This window comes from Micromonospora sp. LZ34 (genome assembly GCF_052981855.1).
In genome coordinates this window covers 99,288-125,002 of sequence record NZ_JBRIQN010000020.1, presented here as the reverse complement: position 1 = coordinate 125,002, position 25,715 = coordinate 99,288, and the positions used below count along the sequence as shown (strand labels likewise).

Genomic DNA, 25,715 nt, shown 5'->3' with positions numbered 1-25,715 from the left:
GATACGCTGCTGAGCGTCACCACTTCGGACACAAGGAGTTGGCCTTGGCCCGGCACGGACTGCACCGGCTCACCCGGCCCAGCGGCCCCCGCCGTAAGGCGGTGCTGCTGGGCGTCCTCGGCACGGCGGTGGTGGCCGGTCTGTCGGCCACCATGATGCCGCTGCTGGCCGCCGACGACTTCTCGGTCCGGGCGAGCGCCGACACCACCGCCACGGCGGTGCCGCAGGACGGGGACAACAGCGTGAAGAGCACGCTGGCGACCTGTCCGGCCCGCTGCGACGGCAACCCGCGCGGCGCCCGGGAGGCGGTCATCCGGTTCACCGTCGGTGGCCTGCCGGCGAACGCGGTCAACGTCCGGTCCACCCTGCGGGTGCACGCCTGGCAACGGTCCGCCGCGACGGTCACCGCGCACGCCTCGCGGCTCGACGCCCGGGCGGCCCGCCCGGCGCCGGTGCCGGCGGGCGCCACTCTGGACACCGTCTCCGGCGTGGCGCGGGGCTTCAACGAGTGGGACGTCTCGGAGCTGGTGCGCGGCAACGGCTCCTGGACGGTCTCGCTGGCGCAGACCGGCCCGGAGACCCGGACCTACTGGGCGTCGAGCGAGAACCGCGAGCCCGACCTGCGCCCGCGCCTCGTCGTCCGCTACGACGTCGGCACCCGGCCCGACCCGGTGGTGACCACCCCGGCCAGCCCGTCCGCCGCGCCGACCACCAGCGCCCCGCGGCCGACGCCGAGCCCGAGCCCGAACCGGGCCACGCCGAGCCCGACGCCGAGCGCGCCGACCGCCGGCTGCGGCCAGGTGTCCGACAAGCTGGTGCCGTTTTGCGGCGCGTGGTGGTGGATGTACTCGCCGGCCGACGCGGGCGACGGGTGGGACCACGGCCGGGCGGTCGCCGAGGTGGAGGCGCAGGTGGGCCGGAAGTTCGACATCGTGCACCGCTACCACGACTTCTCCAAACCGGCAGCAACGGCGCCTTCCCGGACGGGTACGAGCAGCAGCCGATGAACGAGGGCCGGCTGATGTTCTTCGCCTGGGAGTCCCGGATCTTCTCCTCGGGAGTGGTGCTGACCTGGCGGGACGTCTACAGTGGCCGGTACGACGCGACGATCGACGCGGTCGCCGGTCGGATCCGGGCCACCGGGGTGCCGGTCTTCATGGGCTTCGACCACGAGCCGGAGGACGAGCCGGCCAAGGGCAGCGACGCGGATTTCGTCCGGGCCTGGCGGCACGTGCACGACCGGTTCGCCGCCGCCGGCGCGGACAACGCGGTGTGGGTGTGGACGATGATGGGCTGGTCCGGCCACCACCACCGCTACGCCGGCCTCTACCCGGGCGACCGCTACGTCGACTGGGTCGCCTACGACCCGTACAACTTCCACGTCTGCAACGGCAGCACCGTGTGGAAGAGTCCGGGCACCACGGTGGGCGGCTTCTACCGCTGGCTGGACGAGCACGGCATCGGCGCCGGCAAGCCGCGGATGCTCGCCGAGTTCGGCACCAACTTCAACGCGGCCGACCCGTCGGCCAAGCGGCGCTGGTTCGAGGAGTTCCCGGCGGCGCTGAAGGCGCACCCGAAGGTCAAGGCGGCGGTCTACTTCAACTCGGCGGGGATGACCACCCGGTCGAGCACCTGCAACATGACGATGAACCACGACGCCGCGGCGCTGGCCGGGTTCGCCCGGGCCGGGCAGGACGCGTACCTGCGGCAGCCAACCGGAGGCAGCCGCTGACCATACGTGGCGACGAGATGACGAAGGTGGCGCGGACGGCTCGTCGGACCTCCAACCGTGATCGCGCTCTGTCACCTTGTCGACACGATGGCCGACCAATCGGCGGATATCGCCCACCGTGCTCGTCGCGTCACGCTACGCGGGTTCTCATCCACCTTGGAGGCGCCGCGTGCCCGCACTCCCGCTTTCCCGGCGTTCCGTCGGCTTCCGCTCCTGGGCCGGGATGGTCGCGCTGGCCGTCGTCGCCGCCGTGCTGACCATGCCCGCCGCGGCGTCCGCCGCCGTGGTGCCGGTGCCCGCGCCGGCGACCCTGGTCTCGGCCAATCCCGCCGACGTCACCCCGCACGCCCGGGACGGCGAGACCCGCGCCTTCGCGCAGGTCGGCAACATGGTCTTCGTCGGCGGCAGCTTCACCCAGATCCGGCAGACCGCCAGCGCGGCGTGGACCACCCAGCGCTACCTCTTCGGGTACGACCGGACCACCGGGACCATCTCCACCAGCTTCCTGCCGGTGCTCGACGGCGCGGTCAACACGCTGGTCGCCGGGCCGGGCGGCACGCTGATCGTCGGCGGCGCGTTCAAGACCGTCAACGGGGTGAGCCGACGCAACCTGGTGGCGCTCAACCCGAGCACCGGGGCGATCGTCGACAGCTGGGTCGGGCGCTCCGACGGCGGCACCGTGCGCGACCTCGTGCTGCACGGCAACTGGCTCTACGTGGCCGGCGCGTTCAACTGGCTCAACGGCACGGCGCACGCCGGGCTCGGCCGGCTCAACGCCAGCACCGGCGCGATCGACCCGACCTTCAACGTGAACATCGGCGTCGGGCGGCACGACACGGCCCCGTACGCGTGGACCATCGACGTCACGCCGGCCGGCGACACCCTCGCCGTCGGCGGCAACTTCATGTCCGTCAACGGCCTGCCGCGCAACCAGATGGCGCTGGTGGACCTCACCGGCACGCCCACCGTGCTGGACTGGAGCACGGAGAAGTTCGTGCCGCCGTGCGCGGCGCCGGCGACCTTCGTGCACTACGTGCAGGACGTCAAGTTCGGCGCCGACGGCAGCTGGTTCGTGGTCGGCACGAACGGCGGCGGCGGCTGGCCGGCCGCGTACTGCGACGCGCTGGTCCGCTTCGAGACCGCCGCCAGGGGCAGCGGGCAGCTGGCGACCTGGGTCGACTTCACCGGCAACGACACCATCACCTCGGTGGAGGTGGCCGACGGGGTGATCTACCTGGGCGGGCACTTCCGCTGGCTGAACAACCCGAACGCCAGCGACCGGGCCGGCAACGGCGCGGTGGACCGGCTGGGCATCGCGGCGGTCACCCCGGCCACCGGCCTGCCGGTGAACTGGAACCCGCGCCGCAGTGGCGGCGCCTCGATGCCCGCCGGCACCACCATCTGGGGCTCTTCCGTGCCGGTGCTCTGGCGGGGCAGTGACGGGCTCTACTTCGGGCAGAACTCGGACGCGATGGCCGAGGAGTACCACGGCCGGCTGGGCATGTTCCCGCTCGCCGGCGGGCGCACCATCACCCCGAAGAACCCGCCGACGGCGACCACCGGCAACCTTTACCTCGGCACCGGCAGCGGTGTGCTGGCCAAGGCGCCGTTCGACGGCGCCGCGGTGGGTGCCCCGGCCACGGTCAGCCAGCCGAACTACACCGTCGCCGGCGCGACCTGGCGGGTGTCCGACCGGATCTACTGGTCGCACACCGTGGCCGGCACCCCCACCGGCAGCCGGATCGACATCTCCCTGTTCAACGGCGGCGCCATCGGCGCACCGTGGGAGGCGTCCGGCTACAACGACTGGTTCAACCCGGCGGCGATGACCGGCGCCTTCTTCCTCGACGGCCGGCTCTACTACACCCGCGCCGGCGCCAACGCCCTCTACTACCGGTACTTCGAGATCGACGGCAACTATCTGGGCGCCACCGAGTTCAGCCTGCCCACCACCGGGGTGACCTGGTCGGCGGTGCGGGGGATGGCCTGGGTGGGCGGCCGGATCGTGTACGGCTCCACCGGCGGGACGCTGCGCGGCGTCCCGTTCGACCCGACGGCCGCCCCGGTGGTCGACGGTACGGCGGCCACGGTGATCGCCGCGCCCTCGCCGGGGCTGACCTGGTCAACTCCGTCGATGTTCTTCTCCGTGCATTAAGCATCTACGGTTCGTAACGGAAGATCGGTAGATTGTGCGCGTCGGGCCGGTGGATCCACTGTCGCCGGTCCCCGCGACGTGAGGAGGGCCGGTGGTCGGCGCGGGCGGCATCCGCCGGGGGCTCCTGGCGCGGACGGCCTTCGCGGTCAAACGCGGCTGGTACCGGCTGCGGTATCCGCGGCTGACCCTCGGGCGGGGCGTGGAGATCCGCGGCCGGATCCGGCTGCGCCGCGGCGTCCGGGTCAGCATCGGCGACCGCGCCCGGCTCAACAAGCTGGTCCGGTTCGCCGGCCCGGGCGAGGTCCGGGTCGGCGCCGACTGCCTGCTCAACGCGACCTGGATCGGCACCTGGAGTTCGATCACCATCGGCGACCGCTGCCTGCTCTCGAACTGCGAACTGCTGGACAACGACTTCCACAACCTGTCCCCCGAACTGCGGCACGATCCGCCCGCCCCGGCCACTCGCGCCCCGATCGTGGTCGAGGAGAACGTCTGGATCGGCACCCACGCGCTGGTGCTCAAGGGCGTGCGGATCGGTCGGGACAGCGTGGTGGGCGCCGCGACGGTGGTCCGTACGGACGTACCACCGCGGGTGGTGGTCGTCGGTAATCCACAACAGATGGTGAAGAAGTTCGATGACTGAAGCTCCCGGTGGTCCCTGGACCGCCGACGCCGCGAGCCGGTTCCCGCCGGGTCGCCCCGTCACCCTGATCGACCTGCTCCGCGTCCCGCTGCACCGGTTCCGGCTGGTGGTCGCCCGGAAGTGGCCGCTGGCGTACACCCCGGGCAAGTCCTACGAGGCAGCCATGCGCCAGGTCCTGACCACCGAACTGATCGGCCGGGCCGAGCTGCGGTATCTCTTCCCCGAGGCCGTCATCCGGAACGAGCGGCTGCTCGGCCTGACGAAATCGATCATCGCGGTCCGCAGACCCTGAGGCACGCGGATCGGGCGGGCGCGCCACCGGGGCGTCGCCGTCCGGGTGCCGGCGGTCAGCGCTCCCGGCGCCGGTCCCGCCGTTGCTCCGAGGCCTGGCGCAGCCGCTCGTACCAGGCCGGCGTGGTGGCCGGGTCGAAGATCCGGGCGACCACCAGGTCGGTCGAGGAGTGCGCCAGGATCGACAGCACGACGGTCAGCGCCACCAGGTGGAAGACCTCGTCGGCGGCCGGGATGGCGGCCTCCAGCACCAGCAGGCTGTAGACCACCGAGGCGAAGCCCTTCGGGCCGAACCACATCGCGGCGAACTGCTCGGTGCGGGTCAGGTGCGAGCCGAGGAACGACACGGCCAGCGCGGCCGGCCGGGCCACCACGATGGCGAGCACCGCGAAGACCCACCCCGACCAGTTGATCTCGCCGAGGAACTGGAATGAGATCAGCGCGCCGAACACCAGCAGGGCGGCCAGCTTGAACAGCTCCGCGAGCAGCTCGCCGAAGTGCTCGAAGCTCTCCCGCTGCCGCTCGCCGAAGGTGGCCACCGTGATGCCGGCGGCGAACGCGGCGAGGTACAGGTTGGCGTGGGTGACCTGGCCCAGCGCCAGCACCAGCAGGCCGATCGCCACCGCGTTCAGCGGTTCGTACTGGGTGGAGGCGGAGAAGAACGGCAGCCGCTCCAGCCGCAGCGCCAGCCACGGCACCGCCACCCCGATCACCACGCCGAGCAGCAGCTCCAGCCCCAGCTTGTCCAGGTGCAGGTCCTCGGCGCCGGCGGCCACGGCCAGGAACAGGATGACGAAGGGCAGCGCCAGCCCGTCGTTGAGGCCGGACTCGACGTTGAGCAGGCGGCGCAGCCGGCCGGGCACCCGCTCGTTGCCCACCAGCGCCGCGGCGAAGACCGGATCGGTGGGGGACAGGATCGCCCCGATCAGCAGGGCCTCCGGCCAGTCCAGCCCGGCGACGTAGTGGGCCAGCAGCGCCGTGATCAGCAGGGTCAGCGGCAGCCCCCAGCCCAGCGCCCGGCCGGGCAGCCGCCAGGCCGACCGCAGGTCCGCCCAGCCGAGCCGCATGCCGTCGGTGAAGAGCACGGCGAACAGCGTCAGTTGGGCCAGGGTCGCCACGGTCGGCGAGTCGGCGGCGATGTCCAGCACCCCGGTGGTCTCCGGGCCCAGCACGAACCCGGCGACCAGGAACAGCACCGCGGTGGAGAGGATGGTCCGGTGCGTCAGGCTGGAGAGCAGCACGGCCAGCAGCAGGACCGCCGCGAAGGCGAAGAGCAGCACCGGTGACTCCCGGAATGGGTCGACGACGTACCTGCCGACCAGACTTCCCGGCGCGCCGCCATGATCGTACGGATTCGACGCAAGACGGGGCGCCCGTCCGGTGGGCGGGACGCGCCGGGCACGGCGTCGGGGCGGCCACCGGGCGTGACAGACTGAGCGCTGTGTTGCGCTGGTTGACTGCAGGTGAATCGCACGGTCCCGCCCTCGTCGCGCTGCTCGAGGGGGTGCCCGCCGGGGTCGAGGTGACCACCGGCGAGATCGCCGGCGAGCTCGCCCGGCGCCGGCTCGGCTACGGCCGGGGCGCCCGGATGTCGTTCGAGCAGGACGAGGTCGAGATCATCGGCGGGCTCCGGCACGGGGTGACCCTGGGCAGCCCGGTGGCCATCCGGGTCGGCAACTCGGAGTGGCCCAAGTGGCGCACCGTGATGGCCGCCGACCCGGTCGACCCGGAGGAACTGGCCGGGCAGGCCCGCAACGCGCCGCTGACCCGGCCCCGGCCGGGCCACGCGGACCTGGCCGGCATGCAGAAGTACGGCCACACCGACGCCCGGCCGATCCTGGAGCGGGCCAGCGCCCGGGAGACCGCCGCCCGGGTCGCCGTCGGCACCGTCGCCAAGGCACTGGTGCGCCAGGCGCTCGGTGTCGAGATCGTCTCGCACGTGGTCGAGCTGGGTCCGGTCGCCGCGAAGCCCGGGCTGCGCCCCCGCCCCGAGGACGCCGCCCGGATCGACGCCGACCCGCTGCGCTGCCTCGACCCGGAGGCCAGCGCCCGGATGGTCGCCGAGGTCGACGCCGCGAAGAAGGCCGCCGACACGCTCGGCGGCGTGGTCGAGGTGCTGGCGTACGGGGTGCCGCCGGGGCTGGGCAGCCACGTGCAGTGGGACCGCAAGCTCGACGCCCGGCTGGCCGCCGCGCTGATGTCCATCCAGGCCATCAAGGGGGTCGAGATCGGCGACGGCTGGCAGCAGGCGCGCTCCCGGGGCTCCGAGGCGCACGACGAGATCATCCCCACCGCGACCGGGGTGCGGCGGGTCACCGACCGGGCCGGCGGGCTGGAGGGCGGCATCACCACCGGTGAGCCGCTGCGGGTGAAGGCGGCGATGAAGCCGATCTCGTCGCTGAACCGGGCGCTTGCCACCATCGACGTCACCACCGGCGAGCCGGCCACCGCGATCAACCAGCGCTCCGACGTCTGCGCCGTGCCCGCCGCCGCGGTGGTCGCCGAGGCGATGGTCGCCCTGGTGCTGGCCGAGGCGGCCACCGAGAAGTTCGGCGGTGACTCGGTCGCCGAGATGCGCCGCAACCTGGCCGGCTACCTCGACTCGCTGGTGATCCGGTGACCGGGCCGACCCGGCCGGTGTGCGTGCTGGTCGGCGCGCCGGGCTCCGGTAAGACCACGGTCGGTCAGGCGATCGCCGACGCTCTCGAGGTCGAGTTCCGTGACACCGACGCCGACATCGCGCGGCTCGCCGGCAAGCCGATCCCGGAGATCTTCGTCGACGAGGGGGAGGCGCACTTCCGTACCCTCGAACGGGCCGCGGTGGCGGCGGCGCTGGCCTCCTGCTCGGGGGTGCTCGCCCTCGGCGGCGGCGCGGTCCTCGCCGAGGAGAACCGCGCCGCGCTGGTCGGGCACCCGGTGGTGCACCTCTCCGTCGAGCTGCCGGACGCGGTGAAGCGGGTCGGGCTCGGCGCCGGCCGGCCGCTGCTGGCGCTCAACCCGCGGGCGACGCTCAAGCACCTGATGGAGCAGCGCCGCGCGCTCTACGCCGAGGTGGCCACCGCGACGGTGGTCACGGACGGGCGGACCCCGGAGGAGATCGCCGCCGAGATCGTCGCGTTGCTGAAACGCTGACCGGCGCCGGACCGGGCCGGCGACCGGCCGCGGGTCAGCTCCGGGCGATCGTGTCGAGCACCGTGGCGAGTCCCTTCGGCTCGCTGAGCATCGGCCAGTGCCCGGTGGGCAGGGCGTGCAGCTGGCCACCGGCCAGCCCGGCGAAGAACGGGTGTCCCTGCGCGAGCATCTCCTCCACCACCGGCAGCGGGAACGTGCTGGCGACCAGCGCGGTCGGCACCGCCCGCCCGCCGGTGCGCCGGACCGGGTCGGTGGCGGCCCGCAGCGGGTGCGGCGTGGCCCGCGCCCGCAGCAGCCCGAGCGCGGTGTCGTCGAGGCCGGCGAGGTTCTCCGGGTCCTCGGCCGGATCCCAGGCGGGCGGCGGCAGCAGGTGCCCGGCGCCGATCTGCGCGCGCAGCCGCTCCTGCTCCTCCGGCGGGTGGCTGTCGAACTGGGACATCCCCTCGGGCATCGGCCCGCTCTCCACGTAGACCGCCCGGGCGATCCGGTCCGGGATCCGGTCCGCGGCCAGGGTCACCGGCAGGCCGCCGCCGGAGTGCCCGACCAGCAGCACGTCGCGCAGGTCCTCCACCTCGATCAGCCGGACGATGTCGGTGGTGTGCGTCTCCAGGCCCACCTCGGGACCGGCCAGGTGGGCCCGCTCGGCCACCCCGGTCAGCGTCACCGGGTAGACCTCGTGGCCCTGCCCGCGCAGCGTCGCGGTCACCTCCCGCCACGCCCAGCCGCCCAACCAGAACCCCGGCACCAGCACGAACGTCGCCATCTGGATCTCCCTCTCTCGTCGGTCCGGGGATACCGTACGATTTAATCCGGACGATTTCTGCCCGGATTCGAGGAGTGTCCCGTGTCACATCCGGCCGGGCGGGTGCTCGGGCTGCTGGAGCTGCTGCAGAGCCACCACCGGCTCACCGGCGCCGAGCTGGCCGCCCGCCTCGGGGTCGACGAGCGGACCGTGCGCCGCTACGCCACCACCCTGGTCGACCTCGGCATCCCGGTGATCGCCGATCGTGGCCGGTACGGCGGTTACCGGCTGCGCCCCGGTTACAAACTCCCGCCGCTGATGCTCACCGACGACGAGGCGGTGGCCGTGCTGCTCGGCCTGGTCGCCGCCGAACGGCTCGGGCTGGGCACCGAGGAACCGGCCACGGCCACCGCGCTGGCGAAGATCCGCCGGGTGCTGCCACCGACCCTCGCCGACCGGCTCGCCGCCGTGCAGGAGCACCTCGGGTTCACCCTGCGTCGCGCCGAGGACGCCGCCCGGCCGGCCACCGGGACGCTGCTCGCCCTGGCCGCGGCCGCCCGGCAGCGGCGCCGGGTGCGGCTGGACTACCGTTCCTTCGCCGGCGCCGCGTCGCACCGCCGGCTGGACCCGTACGGCCTGGTGTTCCACGCCGGCCGCTGGTACGTCACCGGCCACGACCACCTGCGCGGCGAGGTGCGCACCTTCCGGCTGGACCGGATCGGCGAGGTGGTGGCGGAGGGAGAGACCTTCGACGTGCCGGCCGGGTTCGACCCGGTGGCCCAGGTGACCCGGTCGCTGGCCGGGGTGCCGTACGCCCACGACGTCGAGGTGCTGCTGGAGACCGATCCGGCCAGCGCCCGACGCCGGGTCCCGCCCAGCGTGGCCGAGCTGACCCCGACCGCCGACGGGGTGCTGCTGCGCGCCCGGGTCGAGCGGCTGGACGGGATGGCCCAGATGCTCGCCGGCCTCGGCTGGCCGTTCACCGTGGTCCGCCCGGACGCGCTGCGCGAGGCGGTCGCCGCGCACGCCCGGCGGCTCGCCGACTGGGCGGCCCGACCACCGGATGGACAGTCGCCACCCGCCGGACCGGGCCTGGACTAGGCTGCCGGCGATGGACGAGGTGACCCGGATCCCGGTCGGCGGCGAGCGGCCGTACGACGTGCTGGTGGGACGCGACCTGCTCGACCCGCTGCGGCTGCTGCCCGGCGCGACCCGGGTGGCGCTGCTCTACGCGCCCCCGCTCAAGGCCCTGGCCGACGCCCTCGGCGAGCGGCTGCGCGCCGCCGGCGTCCGGCCGCTGCTCATCGACGTGCCGGACGCCGAGGCGGGCAAGCGGCTCGAGGTGGCCGCCACCTGCTGGGACCGGCTCGGCGAGGCCGGGTTCACCCGCGACGACGGGGTGGTCGGGATCGGCGGCGGGGCGGTCACCGACCTGGCCGGCTTCGTCGCGGCCTGCTGGCTGCGCGGGGTGCGCTGGGTGCCGGTGGCCACCTCCCTGCTGAGCATGGTCGACGCCGCGGTGGGCGGCAAGACCGGGATCAACACCGCGGCCGGCAAGAACCTGGTCGGCGCCTTCCACCCGCCGGCCGGGGTGATCTGCGACCTGTCCACCCTGGACAGCCTGCCTCCGGCCGAGCTGGCCGCCGGCATGGCCGAGGTGGTCAAGTGCGGGTTCATCGCCGACCCGGTGATCCTGGAGCTGGTCGAGCGGGATCCGGCCGCCGCCGTCGACCCGACCGGCCCGATGGCCCGCGAGCTGATCGAGCGGGCGATCCGGGTCAAGGCCGACGTGGTCTCCGGCGACCTGCGCGAGTCCGGGGTGCGCGAGGTGCTCAACTACGGCCACACCCTCGCCCACGCGATCGAGAAGGTGGAGGGCTACCGCTGGCGGCACGGGCACGCGGTCGCCGTCGGCCTGGTCTACGCGGGCACGCTGGCCCGGCTCGCCGGCCGGCTCGACGAGGCCACCGCGCGGCGGCACCGGACCGCCGTGGCGGCGCTCGGCCTGCCCACCGGCTACCGGGCGGACGCCTGGCCGGAGCTGCTGGCCACGATGCGGGTGGACAAGAAGGCCCGCGGCGACCGGCTGCGCTTCGTGGTGCTGGACGGGCTGGCCCGGCCGGCGATCCTGGAGGGCCCCGACGACGAGCTGCTGCACGCCGCCTACCGCGAGATCGGGTCATGAAGGTCCACGTGCTGAACGGGCCGAACCTGGGCCGGCTCGGCACCCGCGAGCCGGCCGTCTACGGCGCCACCACCTACGCCGACCTGGTGGCGCTCTGCGAGGCGACCGGCCGGGAACTCGGCCTGGACGTGACGGTCCGGCAGACCGACGCCGAGCACGAGCTGCTCGGCTGGCTGCACGCCGCCGCCGACGAGGGCGCGGCGGTGGTGCTCAACCCGGCCGCCTGGTCGCACTACTCGTACGCGGTCCGGGACGCCTGCGCGATGCTCCGCGGGCCGCTGATCGAGGTGCACATCTCCAACATCCACGCCCGGGAGGAGTTCCGGCACCACTCGGTGGTCTCCGCGGTGGCCACCGGGGTGATCTGCGGGCTGGGCGTCGACGGCTACCGCCTGGCCCTGCACCACCTGGCCGGCGCGCGTTCCTGACCTCGGGACGCCACGGTGCCGCACCGACGGCGTGGCCGGTCAGGCCCGGCGCTCGCGGGGCATGACGCTCTCGATGCCGGTTACGGCCGGTGACATCTGTCACGCGCGAACCACGCCATCCTCGGCCCCTCTGCTCTGCAGCCGCCTCCGCGCCACGGCGTTGAGCTGGGCCTTTCATGGCTCCCGGCGGAAGGGCGGCCGCACGCTACCCGTCGCGGAGAGTGACCGGTGCATCCGGGGCTGCAGAGCAAAGGGGGAGCGTGGGGCCGGGAAGTTGCACGGTGGGTGGCGATTGGCGGACGCGGACGGGCGACGGCCCCCGACCGGGCGCTGACGGCACGAGCCACGGGAATGGCGCAGCTAGTAGACTTTGCAGGTCTGTCCGCCAATTGATGATCAAGGCAGGAAATGGCCACCACCAACGACCTGAAGAACGGCCTGGTACTCAACCTCGACGGGGAACTCTGGTCCGTCGTCGAGTTCCAGCACGTCAAGCCCGGTAAGGGTGGTGCGTTCGTGCGTACCACGCTGAAGAACGTGCTCTCCGGCAAGGTCGTCGACAAGACCTTCAACGCGGGCACCAAGGTCGAGACCGCGACCGTCGACAAGCGCACGATGCAGTACCTCTACGCCGACGGCGAGGACTACGTCTTCATGGATCTGGAGACCTTCGACCAGATCACCGTCCCCGGCGGCACCGTCGGCGAGGCGGCCAACTACCTGCTGCCCGAGGCCGAGGCGACGGTGGCCACCCACGAGAGCGTCCCGCTCTACATCGAGCTGCCCACCAGCGTCGTGCTCGAGGTGACCTACACCGAGCCCGGCCTGCAGGGCGACCGCTCCACCGGCGGCAACAAGCCGGCCACCGTCGAGACCGGCGCGACCGTGCAGGTGCCGCTCTTCATCACCACCGGTGAGAAGATCAAGGTCGACACCCGCGACGGCCGTTACCTCGGCCGCGCCTGATGGCCGAGGGTCCCAAACAGCAGATGCCGGCGCGCCGCAAGGCGCGCAAGCGGGCGCTGGACGTGCTCTACGAGGCCGACCTGCGCGACCGGCCGCCGGTGGAGGTGCTGGCGGGCTACCTCGAGCGGATCGAGAAGCCCCGCCCGGAGCACCTCGACTACACGGTGAGCCTGGTCGAGGGCGTCGCCGCCCACCTCGACCGGATCGACGAGCTGATCGCGAGCTACGCCGAGGGCTGGACGCTCGACCGGATGCCGGCGGTCGACCGCAACCTGGCCCGGACCGCCGTCTACGAACTGCTCTACGTCGACGAGATCGACGACGCGGTGGCGATCAGCGAGGCGGTGGAGCTGGCCCGGCAGATGTCGACCGACGACTCGCCGCGCTTCCTCAACGGCGTGCTCGGCCGGATCGCGGAGTACGCCACCCGCTGACCGCGGCCGGTCCGCCGCCCGGGTGAAGCGACACCGACCACGAAAGGGCCCGTGCCGGACGGCACGGGCCCCTTCGGTGCGACAGCGGTCAGGAGGCGAAGAAGGCCCGCGGGTCGGCGACCAGCACACCGTGCTCGGTCAGCCGCTCGATCAGGCCGGACGGCGAGGCGTCGTAGACGATCGCCAGCGCGCGCAGGTCGTCGGCGCGGATGGAGAGCACCCGGCCGTTGTAGTCGCCGCGCTGCTGCTGGATGGCACGGGCGTACCGGGCGACGTAGGCCAGGTCCTCCGAGGCCTCGTCGTAGAGCCGCTCCAGGTCCAGGACGATCTTGCTGGTCGGCTCGTGGCGCACCCCGCTGCCGTCGGGCAGCAGCTCCGAGACGGGAACTCGGTAGAAGTCGGCCAGCTCGGCCAGCCTGGACACCGTGACGGCCCGGTCGCCGCGCTCGTACGAGCCGACCACCACCGCCTTCCACCGCCCGTTCGACTTCTCCTCCACCCCCTGCAGGGACAGGCCCTGCTGCTGGCGGATGGAGCGCAGGCGGGCGCCCAGCGACTTGGCGTATTCAGAGGGCATTCGGACACTCCCAGTGCTGCTCGGGGTTCTCCCAGCTATCGCTACGGAGCGTGACGGTACGGGGATTGCGACACCTGGTCAAGTGGTCGTGACCTTCCCGTTGGGTACGCCGGGGGAGTTATCCCCATTTCGCCGGGCTGACCAGGTGCTCAGTGGCCGGCGGCGGTCCGGGCCGTGACCACTGGTAACGTGGCTGAAGCCCTCGCCGGGCCGGGTGCGGTGCGGCGGGAGGTTCCGACGTCCTTTAACGACCCGTCCCGTGAGGCGGGGAAGGAGGTCCGCCGTGGCCTACCCACCGGCTGCCCGGTCGCCGATCGCCCGACAACCCTCGGTGAAGGTGATCCTCACCAGCGCCGACGTCCAGCGCGTGGTCGACCGGATCGCCCACCAGATCCTCGAGAAGACGCAGGGCGCCGCCGACACCGTACTGCTCGGCATCCCCACCCGGGGCGCCCCGCTCGCGAAGCGGCTCGCCGCCCGGATCAGCACCTTCGAGGACGTGGCCGTCCCGGTCGGCGTGCTCGACATCACCCTCTACCGCGACGACCTGCGCCGGCACGCCACCCGCGCGGTCGGGCCCACCCAGTTGCCGCCCGGCGGCATCGACGGCAAGCGGGTCGTCCTCGTCGACGACGTGCTCTTCTCCGGCCGCACCGTGCGGGCCGCCCTGGACGCGCTCAACGACGTCGGCCGCCCGGCCTCGGTGCAGCTCGCCGTCCTGGTCGACCGCGGCCACCGGGAACTGCCGATCCGCGCCGACTACGTCGGCAAGAACATCCCGACCTCGCTGGCCGAGAGCGTCAAGGTGACGCTCGCCGAGACCGACGGCGCCGACGAGGTCAAGCTGTACGGGGGGACGCCCGCATGATCCGGCACCTGCTCTCCGGCGGCGACCTGGACGCCGCCACCGCCACCCAGATCCTGGACACCGCGGCCGAGATGGCCACCGTCGCCGGCCGCGAGGTCAAGAAGCTGCCCGCGCTGCGCGGCCGCACCGTGGTCAACCTCTTCTACGAGGACTCCACCCGCACCCGGATCTCCTTCGAGGCGGCGGCGAAGCGGCTCAGCGCCGACGTGATCAACTTTTCCGCCAAGGGGTCCAGCGTCGCCAAGGGCGAGAGCCTGAAGGACACCGCGCTGACCCTGCAGGCGATGGGGGCCGACGCGGTGGTGGTGCGCCACCCCGCCTCCGGCGCCGCGCACCGGCTCGCCAACTGGGTCGACGGCTCGGTGGTCAACGCCGGCGACGGCACCCACGAGCACCCCACCCAGGCGCTGCTGGACGCGTACACCATGCGCGCCCGGCTGGGCCGGCTCGCCGGCCTGTCGGTGGCGGTGGTCGGGGACGTGCTGCACAGCCGGGTGGCCCGCTCCAACGTGCTGCTGCTGTCCACCCTCGGCGCCAAGGTGACCCTGGTCGGGCCGCCGACGCTGATCCCGGTCGACATCGCGCAGGCGCTCGCTCCCGGCACCGCCGTCTCCTACGACCTGGACGCGGTGCTGCCCGCCTCCGACGTGGTGATGATGCTGCGGGTGCAGCGGGAGCGGATGAACGACTCCTACTTCCCGTCCGCCCGCGAGTACGCCCGCCGCTACGGCCTGGACGGCCCGCGGATGCGCCGGCTGCCCGAGCACGCGATCGTCATGCACCCCGGCCCGATGAACCGGGGCATGGAGATCACGCCGGAGGTCGCCGACTCGCCCCGCTCCACCATCGTCGAACAGGTCGCCAACGGGGTCTCCGTCCGGATGGCCGTCCTCTACCTGCTGCTCGGGGGGAACAACTCATGACCACGTACCTGATCAAGGGGGTCAGCGTGGTGGGGGCCGCGCCAACCGACCTGCTGATCCGCGACGGCGTCGTCGCCGAGGCCGGCGCCGGGCTGACCGCCGCCGGCGCGACGGTGGTCGACGCCACCGGACTGGTCGCGCTGCCGGGCCTGGTCGACCTGCACACCCACCTGCGCGAGCCGGGCCGGGAGGACGCCGAGACCGTGGAGTCCGGCTCCCGGGCCGCCGCCCTGGGCGGCTACACGGCGGTCTGCGCGATGGCCAACACCTCGCCGGTGGCCGACACCGCGGGCGTGGTCGAGCAGGTCTGGCGGCTCGGCCGGCAGGCCGGGCTGGTGGACGTGCAGCCGATCGGCGCGGTCACCGTCGGGCTGGCCGGCGAGCGGCTGGCCGAACTGGGTGCGATGGCCGACTCGGCGGCCCGGGTACGGATCTTCTCCGACGACGGGCACTGCGTGGCCGACCCGCGGCTGATGCGCCGGGCGCTGGAGTACGTCAAGGCGTTCGACGGGGTGATCGCCCAGCACGCCGAGGAGCCCCGGTTGACCGAGGGCGCGCAGATGCACGAGGGGGAGGTCTCCACCCGCCTCGGGCTGACCGGCTGGCCGGCGGTGGCCGAGGAGGCGATCATCGCCCGGGACGTGCTGCTCGCCGAGCACGTGGGCAGCCGGCTGCACGTCTGCCACGTCTCCACCGCCGGCAGCGTCGAGGTGCTGCGGCACGCGAAGGCCCGCGGGGTCCGGGTCACCGCCGAGGTGACCCCGCACCACCTGCTGCTGACCGACGAGCGCGCCGAGACCTACGACCCGGTCTACAAGGTCAACCCGCCGCTGCGCACCGCCGCCGACGTCGCCGCCCTGCGCGCCGCGCTGGTGGACGGGGTGATCGACATCATCGCCACCGACCACGCCCCGCACGCGGTGGAGGACAAGGAGTGCGAGTGGGCGTACGCCCGGCCGGGCATGCTCGGCCTGGAGACGGCGCTGTCGATCGCGCTCGACGTGCTCGGCCCGGAGTGGGACCTGATCGCCGAGCGGATGTCGCGCATCCCGGCCCGGATCGCCGGGCTGGACTCGCACGGCATCGACCCGGCCCCCGGCGCGCCGGCCAACCTGACCCTGGTCGACCCGGCCGCCCGCCGGGTGATCGAGCCGGCCGAACTGGCCAGCCGCAGCCGCAACACCCCGTACGCCCGCATGACGCTGCCGGGTCGCATCGTGGCGACCTTCCTCTGCGGCGAGCCGACGGTCCTGGACGGAAAGGCTGTCAAGTAGATGACGAAGCGCAGGCCCGCGATCCTGGTGCTGGAGGACGGGCGGACGTTCCACGGCGAGGCGTACGGCAGCGTCGGCGAGACCTTCGGTGAGGCGGTCTTCAACACCGGCATGACCGGCTACCAGGAGACCCTGACCGACCCCTCCTACCACCGGCAGGTGGTGGTGCAGACCGCGCCGCACATCGGCAACACCGGCGTCAACGGCGAGGACGACGAGTCCGGCCGGATCTGGGTGGCCGGCTACGTGGTCCGCGACCCGGCCCGGATCGGCTCCAACTGGCGGGCCACCGGTGGGCTGGAGGACCGGCTCGCCACCGAGGGCGTGGTCGGCATCAGCGGGGTGGACACCCGCGCGCTGACCCGGCACCTGCGCGAGCGCGGCGCGATGCGCGTCGGGGTCTCCAGCGTGGAGACCGACCCGCGGGCGCTGCTGGCCCGGGTCCGGCAGTCCCCGCCGATGGTCGGCGCCGACCTCTCCGCCGAGGTGAGCACCGCCAAGCCGTACGTGGTCGCCGCCGAGGGCGAGCACCGGTACACGGTGGCCGCGCTGGACCTGGGCATCAAGCGCAACGTGCCGCGCCGGCTGGCCGCGCGCGGGGTCACCACGCACGTGCTGCCCGCCGGCTCGACCATCGATGACCTGCTGGCCACCGGCGCCGACGCGGTCTTCTTCTCACCCGGCCCCGGCGACCCGGCCACCGCGGACGGGCCGGTCGCGCTGGCCCGGGAGGTGCTGCGCCGCGAGATCCCGCTGTTCGGCATCTGCTTCGGCAGCCAGATCCTCGGCCGGGCGCTGGGCTTCGGCACCTACAAGCTCGGCTACGGCCACCGCGGAATCAACCAGCCGGTGCTCGACCGGGCCACCGGCAAGGTCGAGGTGACCAGCCACAACCACGGCTTCGCGGTCGAGGTCCCGGGCGCGCGGCAGGGCGCGGTGGTGCCCGACCAGGTGATCGAGACCGGGTTCGGCGGTGTCCAGGTCAGTCACGTCTGCCTCAACGACAACGTGGTCGAGGGGCTGCGGGCGAAGGACGTGCCCGCCTTCACCGTCCAGTACCACCCGGAGGCGGCGGCCGGCCCGCACGACGCGGAGTATCTCTTCGACCGCTTCGCCGAGCTCATCGAGGGCCGCAACCACAGCGAGGGGCGCACGAATGCCTAAGCGGACCGACCTCAAGCACATCCTGGTGATCGGCTCCGGGCCGATCGTGATCGGGCAGGCCTGCGAGTTCGACTACTCCGGCACCCAGGCCTGCCGGGTGCTGCGCAGCGAGGGGATCCGGGTCAGCCTGGTCAACTCGAACCCGGCGACGATCATGACCGACCCGGAGTTCGCCGACGCCACGTACGTCGAGCCGATCACCCCGGAGTTCGTCGAGCTGGTCATCGCCAAGGAGCGCCCGGACGCCGTGCTGCCCACCCTCGGCGGGCAGACCGCGCTGAACACCGCGGTCGCCCTGCACGAGTCCGGCGTGCTGGAGAAGTACGGCGTCGAGCTGATCGGCGCGAACATCGAGGCGATCCGCCGGGGCGAGGACCGGCAGCTGTTCAAGGACATCGTGGCCAAGGCCGGTGTCCGGCTCGGCCTCGACGACCCGGCCGGCCTGGTGCCCCGGTCCCGGGTCTGCCACTCGATGGACGAGGTCGAGGCCACCGTCGCCGAGCTGGGCCTGCCGGTGGTGATCCGGCCGTCGTTCACCATGGGCGGCCTGGGCTCCGGCATGGCGCACACCCCCGAGGAGCTGACCCGGATCGCCGGCGCCGGGCTGGCCGCCAGCCCGGTGCACGAGGTGCTCATCGAGGAGAGCGTGCTCGGCTGGAAGGAGTACGAGCTCGAACTCATGCGCGACCGTCACGACAACGTGGTGGTGGTCTGCTCCATCGAGAACGTGGACCCGATGGGCGTGCACACCGGCGACAGCGTCACCGTCGCCCCGGCCATGACCCTGACCGACCGGGAGTACCAGCGCCTGCGCGACCTGGGCATCGCGGTGCTGCGCGAGGTCGGGGTGGACACCGGCGGCTGCAACATCCAGTTCGCGGTCAACCCGGCCGACGGCCGGATCGTGGTGATCGAGATGAACCCGCGGGTGTCCCGCTCCTCGGCGCTGGCGTCGAAGGCGACCGGCTTCCCGATCGCGAAGATCGCCGCGAAGCTGGCCATCGGCTACACCCTCGACGAGATCCCCAACGACATCACCCTGAAGACCCCGGCCGCGTTCGAGCCGACGCTGGACTACGTGGTGGTGAAGATCCCGCGGTTCGCGTTCGAGAAGTTCCCCGGCGCCGACCCGGAGCTGACCACCACGATGAAGTCGGTCGGCGAGGCGATGAGCCTGGGGCGCAACTTCACCGAGGCGCTGAACAAGGCGATGCGCTCGATGGAGACCAAGGCGGCCGGGTTCTGGACCCAGCCCGACCCGGCCGGCGCGACGAAGGAGAACACCCTCGCCGCGCTGCGGATGCCGCACGACGGGCGGCTCTACACGGTGGAGCGGGCGCTGCGGCTGGGCGCGTCGATCGCCGAGGTCACCGCGGCCTCCGGCGGGATCGACCCGTGGTTCCTGGACCAGATCGCCGCCCTCGTCGAACTGCGCGCCGAGATCGTCGCCGCCCCGGTGCTCGACGCCGACCTGCTGCGCCGGGCGAAGCGGGCCGGTCTGTCCGACCGGCAGCTGGCCGCGCTGCGTCCGGAGCTGGCGGCCGAGGACGGGGTACGCACCCTGCGGCACCGCCTCGACATCCGCCCGGTCTACAAGACGGTGGACACCTGCGCGGCCGAGTTCTCCGCGGTCACCCCCTACCACTACTCCTCGTACGACCAGGAGACCGAGGTGGTCGGCTCGGCCCGGCCCAAGGTGCTGATCCTCGGCTCCGGGCCGAACCGGATCGGGCAGGGCATCGAGTTCGACTACTCCTGCGTGCACGCGGTGATGGCGCTGCGCACCGCGCCGGTCGTCGCCGCCGCCGGGTCCGGCGCCGCCGGCTACGAGACCGTCATGGTCAACTGCAACCCGGAGACGGTCTCCACCGACTACGACACCGCCGACCGGCTCTACTTCGAGCCGCTCACCTTCGAGGACGTGCTGGAGGTCTGGCACGCCGAGGACACCTCCGGCAAGGCCGCCGGCGGCCCCGGCGTGATCGGGGTGATCGTGCAGCTCGGCGGGCAGACCCCGCTCGGGCTGGCCCAGCGGCTGAAGAACGCCGGGGTGCCGGTGGTCGGCACCTCGCCGGAGTCGATCCACCTGGCCGAGGAGCGGGGCGCCTTCGGCGCGCTGCTGGCCCGGGCCGGGCTGCGTGCGCCGGCGCACGGCATGGCCACCTCGTACGACGAGGCGAAGGCGATCGCCGAGGAGATCGGCTACCCGGTGCTGGTGCGGCCCTCGTACGTGCTGGGCGGCCGGGGCATGGAGATCGTCTACGACGACCCGACGCTGCGCGACTACATCGGCCGGGCCACCGAGATCTCGCCGGACCACCCGGTGCTGGTGGACCGCTTCCTCGACGACGCGATCGAGATCGACGTGGACGCGCTCTGCGACGCCGACGGAGAGGTCTACCTCGGCGGGGTGATGGAGCACATCGAGGAGGCCGGCATCCACTCCGGCGACTCGTCCTGCGCGCTGCCGCCGATCACCCTGGCCGGCTCGCACCTGGCCGAGGTCCGCCGGTACACCGAGGCGATCGCCCGGGGGATCGGCGTGCGTGGCCTGCTCAACGTGCAGTACGCGCTCAAGGACGACGTGCTCTACGTGCTGGAGGCGAACCCGCGCGCGTCCCGGACGGTGCCGTTCGTCTCGAAGGCCACCGCGGTGCCGCTGGCCAAGGCGGCGGCCCGGATCGCGCTCGGCGCCACCATCGCCGAGCTGCGCGCCGAGGGGCTGCTCCCGGCCGGCGGGGACGGCGGCTCGCTGCCGGCGGACGCCCCGATCGCGGTGAAGGAGGCGGTGCTGCCGTTCAAGCGGTTCCGCACCCCCACCGGCAAGGGCGTGGACTCGCTGCTCGGCCCGGAGATGAAGTCGACCGGCGAGGTGATGGGCATCGACACCGCCTTCGGGCACGCCTTCGCGAAGAGCCAGTCGGCGGCGTACGGCTCGCTGCCGACCGGCGGCAAGATCTTCGTCTCGGTCGCCAACCGGGACAAGCGCGGCATGATCTTCCCGGTCAAGCGCCTGGCCGACCTCGGCTTCGAGATCGTCGCCACCACCGGCACGGCCGAGGTGCTGCGCCGGCACGGCATCGCCTGCGAGCAGATCCGCAAGCACTACGAGGCCGGCGAGGGCGAGGACGCGGTCTCGCTGATCCTCGGCGGCGACGTGGCGTTGGTGATCAACACGCCGCAGGGCTCGGGGGCCAGCGCCCGTTCGGACGGCTACGAGATCCGCAGCGCCGCCGTCACCGCCGACATCCCGTGCATCACCACCGTGCCCGGCGCGGCGGCGGCGGTGATGGGCATCGAGGCCCGTATCCGCGGCGACATGCAGGTCCGCCCCCTCCAGGAGTTGCACGCCGCGCTGCGGGCCGAGCAGTGATCTTCGAGCGGGCGGTGCGGCCGGGGCTGTTCCGGATCGGCGGCGGGGACGCCGAGGCGGCGCACGAGTGGACGCTGCGCCGGCTGGCGGGACTCTCCCGCCGGCCGGCGGCGCTGGCCGCCCTGCGCGCCCGGTACGCCGTCCGGGCGCCGCGCACGGTGTTCGGGGTCGAGTTCCCCAACCCGGTCGGGCTCGCCGCCGGGATGGACAAGGACGGCGTCGCGCTGCCCGCCTGGCCGGCGTTGGGCTTCGGCTTCGTGGAGGTCGGCACGGTCACCGCGCACCCGCAGCCGGGCAACCCCCGGCCCCGGCTGTTCCGGCTGCGCGCCAGCGAGGCCGTGGTCAACCGGATGGGCTTCAACAACGCCGGGGCGGCGGCCCTCGCGGCCCGGCTGGCGGCGCTGCCCCGCCCGCTGGGCGTGCCGCTGGGCATCTCGCTCGGCAAGTCCAAGGTGACCCCGCTAAACGAGGCGGTGGCGGACTACCAGGCCTCCTACCGGGCGCTGCGCGGGCACGGCGACTACTTCGCGGTCAACGTCTCGTCGCCGAACACACCCGGGCTGCGGGCGTTGCAGGACCGGGGGCACCTGGACGCGCTGCTCGCCGCGCTGGTGGGGGAGAAGCCGGTGCTGGTGAAGATCGCCCCGGACCTGACCGAGCCGGCCATCGCCGAGCTGCTGGAGGTCTGCCTGGCCCGGGGCGCGGCCGGGGTGATCGCCACCAACACCACGCTCGCCCGGGACGGGTTGGCCCCGGCGGACCGGCCGCGCGGCGCGGAGGCCGGCGGGCTCTCCGGGCGGCCGCTCGCCGCCCGGGCCCGGGAGGTGGTCGCCTTCGTGCACCGAGAGACCGGGGGCCGGCTGCCGATCGTCGGCGTCGGCGGCATCGTGGACCCGGATGACGCGGCCCGGATGTTCGACGCCGGCGCCAGCCTGGTCCAGCTCTACACCGGCTTCATCTACCGGGGCCCGGCCCTGGTCCGGGCGGTGGCCCGGGCGTCGGCCGCCGCTCCCGCGCCGGCCGGGACCGCGAGCCGGTGAGCCGCCGTCCCGGCGGGGTCCGACCCGCGGCGACGGAGTCCGCCGGCCGCGCCCGGCGCGGGGTGAGAGGACAGCAACCAGGAGGGACCCCCGCCGGCGCCCTTTGCTCTGCTTCACTCCACGCAACATTTTGGGGCAGCGACCTGTGCGTCCGTTGAAGCAGAGCAAAGGGCTCGGGTGGCAGGTCGGGTCCGCCGGCAGCGCATTCGACGAGGCTACGAGGGAGCGCGCGTGACACCCGACGAGATCCTGGCCGCGGACCGGGCGCACGTCTGGCATCCGTACGCGGCGCTGCCGCCGGCCAGCCCGCCGTACGTGGTCGACGGCGCGCAGGGCGTACGGCTGCGGCTGGCCGACGGCCGGGAACTGGTCGACGGGATGTCGTCGTGGTGGGCGGCGATCCACGGCTACCGGCACCCGGTGCTGGACGCGGCGGTGACCGACCAGCTCGGCCGGATGAGCCACGTGATGTTCGGCGGGCTCACCCACGAACCGGCGGTGCGGCTGGCGCAGACGCTGGTGGAGCTGGCCCCGGACGGGCTGGAGCGGGTCTTCCTGTGCGACTCGGGCTCGGTCAGCGTCGAGGTCGCGGTCAAGATGTGCCTGCAGTACCAACGGGCCACCGGCCGGCCGGAGCGCCGCCGGCTGGGCACCTGGCGGGGCGGCTACCACGGCGACACGTTCCACCCGATGAGCGTCTGCGACCCGGAGGGCGGCATGCACCACCTCTGGGGCGACGTGCTGCCCCGGCAGGTCTTCGCCCCGATCCCGCCGGGCGGCTTGGACACGCCGCCGGACCCGGCGTACGAGGCGGCGCTGGTCGACGCGGTGGAGCGGCACGCCCACGAACTGGCCGCGGTGATCGTCGAGCCGGTGGTCCAGGGCGCCGGCGGGATGCGCTTCCACCACCCGCACTACCTGCGGGTGCTGCGCGAGGTGACCCGCGAGCACGGGGTGCTGCTGATCTTCGACGAGATCGCCACCGGCTTCGGCCGGACCGGCACCATGTTCGCTGCCGAGCACGCCGGGGTGACGCCGGACGTGATGTGCGTGGGCAAGGCGCTCACCGGCGGCTACCTCACCCTGGCCGCGGCGCTGTGCACCCCGGAGATCGCCCGGGGCATCTCCGCGGCCGGCGTGCTGGCGCACGGCCCGACGTTCATGGGCAACCCGCTGGCCTGTGCGGTCGCCAACGCCTCCATCGGCCTGCTGCGGACCGGCGACTGGGCGAGGGAGGTGGCGAGGCTCCAGGCGGGGCTGCGGGCCGGCCTGGAGCCGCTGCGCGGCGCGCCGGGGGTGGCCGACGTGCGGGTGCTGGGCGGGATCGGGGTGGTCCAGCTGGACCACGAGGTGAACCTGGCCGCCGCCACGGCCGCCGCGGTGGGGCAGGGCGTCTGGCTGCGCCCGTTCCGCGACCTGGTCTACACCATGCCGCCGTACGTCACCGACGACGCCGACCTGGCCCGGATCGCGGCCGGCGTGGCGGCCGCGGTGAAGGCCGGCTGACCGCCCGGTCCGGGAACCCGGGCCGGGTACGCGGGCGGCCGACGCGGCCCGCGCGAGGAGCGAGGAGAGGAAGAGACGTGGAGAGCTTCGGCGCCCGCCTGCACCGGGCCGTCACCGAACGGGGCCCGCTCTGCGTGGGCATCGACCCGCACCCGGGGCTGCTGGCCCGCTGGGGGCTGCCCGACGACGTGACCGGACTCGACCGGTTCGCCCGGACCGTCGTGGAGGCCCTCGGTGACCGGGTTGCGGTGGTCAAGCCCCAGTCGGCCTTCTTCGAGCGGTTCGGCTCCCGGGGTGTCGAAATTCTTGAGTCAACTATCCGACAGTTACGGGATTCCGGTTCGCTCGTTCTGCTTGACGTCAAGCGTGGCGACATCGGCTCGACGGTCGCCGCGTACGCCGCCGCGTACCTTGATCCATCCAGCCCCTTGTATGCCGACGCGGTTACCGCGAGCCCGTACCTCGGGGTCGGTTCGCTCGCTCCGATGTTCGAGCTGGCCGCCGCGCACGGCGGAGGGGTCTTCGTGCTGGCGCTCACCTCCAACCCGGAGGGAGCCGCCGTGCAGCGGGCCCGGGCGGCCGACGGGCGGACCGTGGCGCAGACCGTGATCGACGAGATTTCCCAGCTCAACGCGGGTGCGGAGCCGCTCGGCAGCTTCGGTCTGGTGGTCGGGGCGACGATCGGCGACACCGGCCACGACCTCTCCGCGGTGAACGGTCCGCTGCTCGCTCCGGGCCTCGGCGCGCAGGGCGCCACCGCCGCGGACCTGCGCGTGGTGTTCGGCTCCAGCCTGCCCGCGGTGCTGCCCTCGTACTCCCGGGAGGTGCTGGGCGCGGGCCCGGACGTGGCCGCGCTGCGGGCCGCCGCGGAGCGCGCGCTGGCCGGCTGCCGGGCCGTCCTGGCTGCCCGTTGACTGACTGACGGCTCGGTCACTTTGTGGTGATCATGGCGCGCCCACGTTGCCGAAAGCTCCGTTGACCGCTAGTTTTCCCCGCGCTGGGAACCACGAACCCCTTGGTTCACAGCGACACCACGTTTCACAGATGCGGCGGTGCGTCCCGCCCGTCGCGATAGGGACCTGAGGAGTACTGGTGCCGCTCCCGTCACTGACCCCCGAGCAGCGCGCAGCCGCGCTGGAGAAGGCTGCGGAGATCCGCAAGGCCCGCGCTGAGCTGAAGGAGCAGCTCAAGCAGGGCAAGACCACCCTCGGAGCCGTCCTCGAGCGGGCCGAGTCCGACGACGTCGTCGGCAAGCTCAAGGTGTCCGCCGTCCTGCAGGCGATGCCGGGTATCGGCAAGATCCGGGCCACCCAGATCATGGAGAAGCTCAAGATCGCCGACAGCCGTCGCCTGCGTGGTCTCGGCGAGCAGCAGCGCAAGGCACTGCTTGGAGAGTTCTCCGCCAACTGAGCCTGGCGGCGTGTAGAAACAAGCAGTGAGCACGGAAGGCGAGGCGCGCCCGGCGGCTCGGCTCACTGTCCTGGCCGGACCTTCGGGCACCGGCCGGGAGAGTGTCGTCGAGCTGGTCCGGGCGCGTTCTCCCGCCGTGTGGACCCCGGTGCCGGCCACCACCCGCCAGCCCCGCGCGGGCGAGCGACCCGGCACCGACCGGCTCTTCTGCGACCCGGCCGAGTTCGACCGGATGGCCGCGGCCGGCGAACTGCTGGAGTGGAGCCGGATCGGCCCGTACGCGCGCGGCACCCCCGCGGCGCCGGTGCGCGCCCGGCTGGCCGCCGGGCAGCCGGTGCTGCTCCCGCTCGACCTGCCCGGCGCGATCGGCGTCCGGGCCGTGGTCCCCGACGCCTGCCTCGTCCTGCTCGTCCCGCCCGGTTTCCGGCCGGCGCCGGCCACCCTGGCGGAGACCGACGCCGTCGTGGTGCACGACCTGACCGAGCGGGTGGTCACCGAGCTGGTAGGCTTGCTCGGTTCTTCCTTACCGGCTCCGGCCCGTTCGCCGCTGAGCGGTCGGGTGACGTAGCCGCGTCCGCGCGGTTCTCCAGACGCAGAGGTTAATTCGTGGGATCCATCGCCAACCCCGAAGGCATCACCAACCCGCCGATCGACGAGCTCCTCGAGAAGACGACGTCGAAGTACGCGCTGGTCATCTTCGCGGCCAAGCGCGCGCGTCAGGTCAACGCCTACTACAGCCAGCTCGGTGAGGGCCTGCTGGAGTACGTCGGCCCGCTGGTCGAGACCACCCCCCAGGAGAAGCCGCTCTCCATCGCCATGCGCGAGATCAACGCGGGCCTGCTCACCGCCGAGCCGACCGACCAGCCGTAACC

The 25,715-nt window shown here is 73.2% G+C and carries 25 protein-coding genes and 1 pseudogene; 23 read left to right on the top strand and 3 right to left on the bottom strand.

Annotation, left to right across the window (positions count from 1 at the left end; all coding sequences use genetic code 11):
• The first annotated feature begins 44 nt into the window (after nucleotides 1-44).
• The 5 genes and pseudogenes from ACVCAH_RS21605 to ACVCAH_RS21585 all read left to right on the top strand — a co-directional run.
• Nucleotides 45-1,007: a hypothetical protein gene (locus ACVCAH_RS21605; RefSeq protein ID WP_447137981.1), complete on the top strand. Its 963-nt coding sequence runs from the start codon at nucleotides 45-47 to the stop codon at nucleotides 1,005-1,007.
• Complete coding sequence (locus ACVCAH_RS21600) at nucleotides 1,004-1,732, top strand: glycoside hydrolase family 26 protein (RefSeq protein WP_447137980.1); 729 nt, start codon at nucleotides 1,004-1,006, stop codon at nucleotides 1,730-1,732. The genes ACVCAH_RS21605 and ACVCAH_RS21600 overlap by 4 nt, the downstream gene beginning before the upstream one ends.
• 223 nt (nucleotides 1,733-1,955) lie before the next feature.
• Nucleotides 1,956-3,887 carry a hypothetical protein gene (locus ACVCAH_RS21595; protein ID WP_447137995.1) on the top strand — a complete coding sequence of 644 codons (1,932 nt, stop codon included), beginning with the start codon at nucleotides 1,956-1,958 and terminating at the stop codon, nucleotides 3,885-3,887.
• A 91-nt stretch (nucleotides 3,888-3,978) separates the two neighbouring features.
• Entirely contained in the window at nucleotides 3,979-4,530 is a 552-nt protein-coding gene (locus ACVCAH_RS21590; RefSeq protein WP_447137979.1) for an acyltransferase, read from the top strand.
• A gap of 100 nt (nucleotides 4,531-4,630) precedes the next feature.
• Nucleotides 4,631-4,822 (top strand): annotated as a pseudogene (locus ACVCAH_RS21585) (class I SAM-dependent methyltransferase); the annotation flags it as partial.
• Between the two features lie 55 nt (nucleotides 4,823-4,877).
• Here the strand turns inward: ACVCAH_RS21585 and ACVCAH_RS21580 are convergent.
• On the bottom strand, nucleotides 4,878-6,143 hold the full coding sequence (locus ACVCAH_RS21580; protein WP_447137994.1) for a cation:proton antiporter: 1,266 nt from the start codon (nucleotides 6,141-6,143) through the stop codon (nucleotides 4,878-4,880).
• Between the two features lie 119 nt (nucleotides 6,144-6,262).
• On the opposite strand from ACVCAH_RS21580, the gene aroC reads away from it, so the two are divergent.
• Both aroC and ACVCAH_RS21570 read left to right on the top strand, forming a co-directional pair.
• Entirely contained in the window at nucleotides 6,263-7,441 is a 1,179-nt protein-coding gene (gene aroC / locus ACVCAH_RS21575; RefSeq protein ID WP_447137978.1) for a chorismate synthase, read from the top strand.
• Nucleotides 7,438-7,953, top strand: coding sequence for a shikimate kinase (locus ACVCAH_RS21570; RefSeq protein WP_447137977.1), 516 nt, complete (start codon nucleotides 7,438-7,440; stop codon nucleotides 7,951-7,953). Before aroC ends, ACVCAH_RS21570 begins: the two co-directional genes overlap by 4 nt.
• Nucleotides 7,954-7,987: 34 nt before the next feature.
• Here ACVCAH_RS21570 and ACVCAH_RS21565 read toward each other — a convergent pair whose 3' ends face one another.
• The gene (locus tag ACVCAH_RS21565; RefSeq protein WP_447137976.1) at nucleotides 7,988-8,716 is read right to left on the bottom strand and encodes an alpha/beta fold hydrolase; all 729 of its coding nucleotides are present in this window, start codon (nucleotides 8,714-8,716) and stop codon (nucleotides 7,988-7,990) included.
• 81 nt (nucleotides 8,717-8,797) lie between these two features.
• Here ACVCAH_RS21565 and ACVCAH_RS21560 point away from each other — a divergent pair, with 81 nt between their 5' ends.
• The 5 genes from ACVCAH_RS21560 (at nucleotide 8,798) to nusB (ending at nucleotide 12,708) form a co-directional block, all read left to right on the top strand.
• Nucleotides 8,798-9,796, top strand: a complete 999-nt coding sequence (locus tag ACVCAH_RS21560; RefSeq protein ID WP_447137975.1) for a helix-turn-helix transcriptional regulator — start codon at nucleotides 8,798-8,800, stop codon at nucleotides 9,794-9,796.
• A gap of 10 nt (nucleotides 9,797-9,806) precedes the next feature.
• Nucleotides 9,807-10,880 (top strand): 3-dehydroquinate synthase, encoded by a 1,074-nt coding sequence (gene aroB / locus ACVCAH_RS21555; RefSeq protein WP_447137974.1) that lies wholly within the window; start codon nucleotides 9,807-9,809, stop codon nucleotides 10,878-10,880.
• On the top strand, nucleotides 10,877-11,308 hold the full coding sequence (aroQ, locus tag ACVCAH_RS21550) for a type II 3-dehydroquinate dehydratase (RefSeq protein WP_447137973.1): 432 nt from the start codon (nucleotides 10,877-10,879) through the stop codon (nucleotides 11,306-11,308). Before aroB ends, aroQ begins: the two co-directional genes overlap by 4 nt.
• A gap of 408 nt (nucleotides 11,309-11,716) precedes the next feature.
• Complete coding sequence (gene efp, locus ACVCAH_RS21545) at nucleotides 11,717-12,274, top strand: elongation factor P (RefSeq protein ID WP_111245702.1); 558 nt, start codon at nucleotides 11,717-11,719, stop codon at nucleotides 12,272-12,274.
• Between the two features lie 23 nt (nucleotides 12,275-12,297).
• Nucleotides 12,298-12,708: a transcription antitermination factor NusB gene (nusB, locus tag ACVCAH_RS21540; protein ID WP_447137993.1), complete on the top strand. Its 411-nt coding sequence runs from the start codon at nucleotides 12,298-12,300 to the stop codon at nucleotides 12,706-12,708.
• A gap of 88 nt (nucleotides 12,709-12,796) precedes the next feature.
• Here nusB and bldD read toward each other — a convergent pair whose 3' ends face one another.
• On the bottom strand, nucleotides 12,797-13,285 hold the full coding sequence (gene bldD, locus ACVCAH_RS21535) for a transcriptional regulator BldD (RefSeq protein ID WP_013285505.1): 489 nt from the start codon (nucleotides 13,283-13,285) through the stop codon (nucleotides 12,797-12,799).
• A gap of 283 nt (nucleotides 13,286-13,568) precedes the next feature.
• Between bldD and pyrR the strand changes: the two genes are divergently transcribed.
• From pyrR to rpoZ, 11 genes are all read left to right on the top strand, one after another.
• Nucleotides 13,569-14,153, top strand: a complete 585-nt coding sequence (gene pyrR, locus ACVCAH_RS21530) for a bifunctional pyr operon transcriptional regulator/uracil phosphoribosyltransferase PyrR (RefSeq protein WP_447137972.1) — start codon at nucleotides 13,569-13,571, stop codon at nucleotides 14,151-14,153.
• Nucleotides 14,150-15,076, top strand: a complete 927-nt coding sequence (locus ACVCAH_RS21525; RefSeq protein ID WP_447137971.1) for an aspartate carbamoyltransferase catalytic subunit — start codon at nucleotides 14,150-14,152, stop codon at nucleotides 15,074-15,076. Before pyrR ends, ACVCAH_RS21525 begins: the two co-directional genes overlap by 4 nt.
• Nucleotides 15,073-16,350, top strand: a complete 1,278-nt coding sequence (locus ACVCAH_RS21520) for a dihydroorotase (RefSeq protein WP_447137970.1) — start codon at nucleotides 15,073-15,075, stop codon at nucleotides 16,348-16,350. The genes ACVCAH_RS21525 and ACVCAH_RS21520 overlap by 4 nt, the downstream gene beginning before the upstream one ends.
• Nucleotides 16,351-17,514, top strand: coding sequence for a glutamine-hydrolyzing carbamoyl-phosphate synthase small subunit (gene carA, locus ACVCAH_RS21515; protein ID WP_447137969.1), 1,164 nt, complete (start codon nucleotides 16,351-16,353; stop codon nucleotides 17,512-17,514).
• Nucleotides 17,507-20,887 carry a carbamoyl-phosphate synthase large subunit gene (gene carB, locus ACVCAH_RS21510; protein WP_447137968.1) on the top strand — a complete coding sequence of 1,127 codons (3,381 nt, stop codon included), beginning with the start codon at nucleotides 17,507-17,509 and terminating at the stop codon, nucleotides 20,885-20,887. The genes carA and carB overlap by 8 nt, the downstream gene beginning before the upstream one ends.
• Nucleotides 20,884-21,927 (top strand): quinone-dependent dihydroorotate dehydrogenase, encoded by a 1,044-nt coding sequence (locus ACVCAH_RS21505; RefSeq protein WP_447137967.1) that lies wholly within the window; start codon nucleotides 20,884-20,886, stop codon nucleotides 21,925-21,927. Before carB ends, ACVCAH_RS21505 begins: the two co-directional genes overlap by 4 nt.
• Before the next feature lie 231 nt (nucleotides 21,928-22,158).
• Nucleotides 22,159-23,433, top strand: a complete 1,275-nt coding sequence (locus ACVCAH_RS21500; protein WP_447137966.1) for an adenosylmethionine--8-amino-7-oxononanoate transaminase — start codon at nucleotides 22,159-22,161, stop codon at nucleotides 23,431-23,433.
• Nucleotides 23,434-23,510: 77 nt separating this feature from the next.
• A complete protein-coding gene (gene pyrF / locus ACVCAH_RS21495) occupies nucleotides 23,511-24,347 on the top strand; it encodes an orotidine-5'-phosphate decarboxylase (RefSeq protein ID WP_447137965.1) in 837 nt (278 codons plus the stop codon).
• 178 nt (nucleotides 24,348-24,525) lie between these two features.
• The gene (gene mihF, locus ACVCAH_RS21490) at nucleotides 24,526-24,843 is read left to right on the top strand and encodes an integration host factor, actinobacterial type (RefSeq protein WP_088994797.1); all 318 of its coding nucleotides are present in this window, start codon (nucleotides 24,526-24,528) and stop codon (nucleotides 24,841-24,843) included.
• 25 nt (nucleotides 24,844-24,868) lie between these two features.
• A complete protein-coding gene (locus tag ACVCAH_RS21485; protein ID WP_447137964.1) occupies nucleotides 24,869-25,411 on the top strand; it encodes a guanylate kinase in 543 nt (180 codons plus the stop codon).
• Between the two features lie 38 nt (nucleotides 25,412-25,449).
• Nucleotides 25,450-25,713: a DNA-directed RNA polymerase subunit omega gene (rpoZ, locus tag ACVCAH_RS21480; RefSeq protein ID WP_007075826.1), complete on the top strand. Its 264-nt coding sequence runs from the start codon at nucleotides 25,450-25,452 to the stop codon at nucleotides 25,711-25,713.
• Nucleotides 25,714-25,715: the final 2 nt, after the last annotated feature.

Bases quoted from the DNA above. Each gene is read 5' to 3' on its own strand.
- ACVCAH_RS21600 (WP_447137980.1), top strand. From the start codon at position 1,004: ATGAACGAGGGCCGGCTGATGTTCTTCGCCTGGGAGTCCCGGATCTTC.
- ACVCAH_RS21595 (WP_447137995.1), top strand. From the start codon at position 1,956: ATGGTCGCGCTGGCCGTCGTCGCCGCCGTGCTGACCATGCCCGCCGCG.
- ACVCAH_RS21565 (WP_447137976.1), bottom strand. From the start codon at position 8,716: ATGGCGACGTTCGTGCTGGTGCCGGGGTTCTGGTTGGGCGGCTGGGCG.
- aroB (WP_447137974.1), top strand. From the start codon at position 9,807: ATGGACGAGGTGACCCGGATCCCGGTCGGCGGCGAGCGGCCGTACGAC.
- aroQ (WP_447137973.1), top strand. From the start codon at position 10,877: ATGAAGGTCCACGTGCTGAACGGGCCGAACCTGGGCCGGCTCGGCACC.
- efp (WP_111245702.1), top strand. From the start codon at position 11,717: ATGGCCACCACCAACGACCTGAAGAACGGCCTGGTACTCAACCTCGAC.
- nusB (WP_447137993.1), top strand. From the start codon at position 12,298: ATGCCGGCGCGCCGCAAGGCGCGCAAGCGGGCGCTGGACGTGCTCTAC.
- bldD (WP_013285505.1), bottom strand. From the start codon at position 13,285: ATGCCCTCTGAATACGCCAAGTCGCTGGGCGCCCGCCTGCGCTCCATC.
- ACVCAH_RS21525 (WP_447137971.1), top strand. From the start codon at position 14,150: ATGATCCGGCACCTGCTCTCCGGCGGCGACCTGGACGCCGCCACCGCC.
- ACVCAH_RS21520 (WP_447137970.1), top strand. From the start codon at position 15,073: ATGACCACGTACCTGATCAAGGGGGTCAGCGTGGTGGGGGCCGCGCCA.
- carA (WP_447137969.1), top strand. From the start codon at position 16,351: ATGACGAAGCGCAGGCCCGCGATCCTGGTGCTGGAGGACGGGCGGACG.
- carB (WP_447137968.1), top strand. From the start codon at position 17,507: ATGCCTAAGCGGACCGACCTCAAGCACATCCTGGTGATCGGCTCCGGG.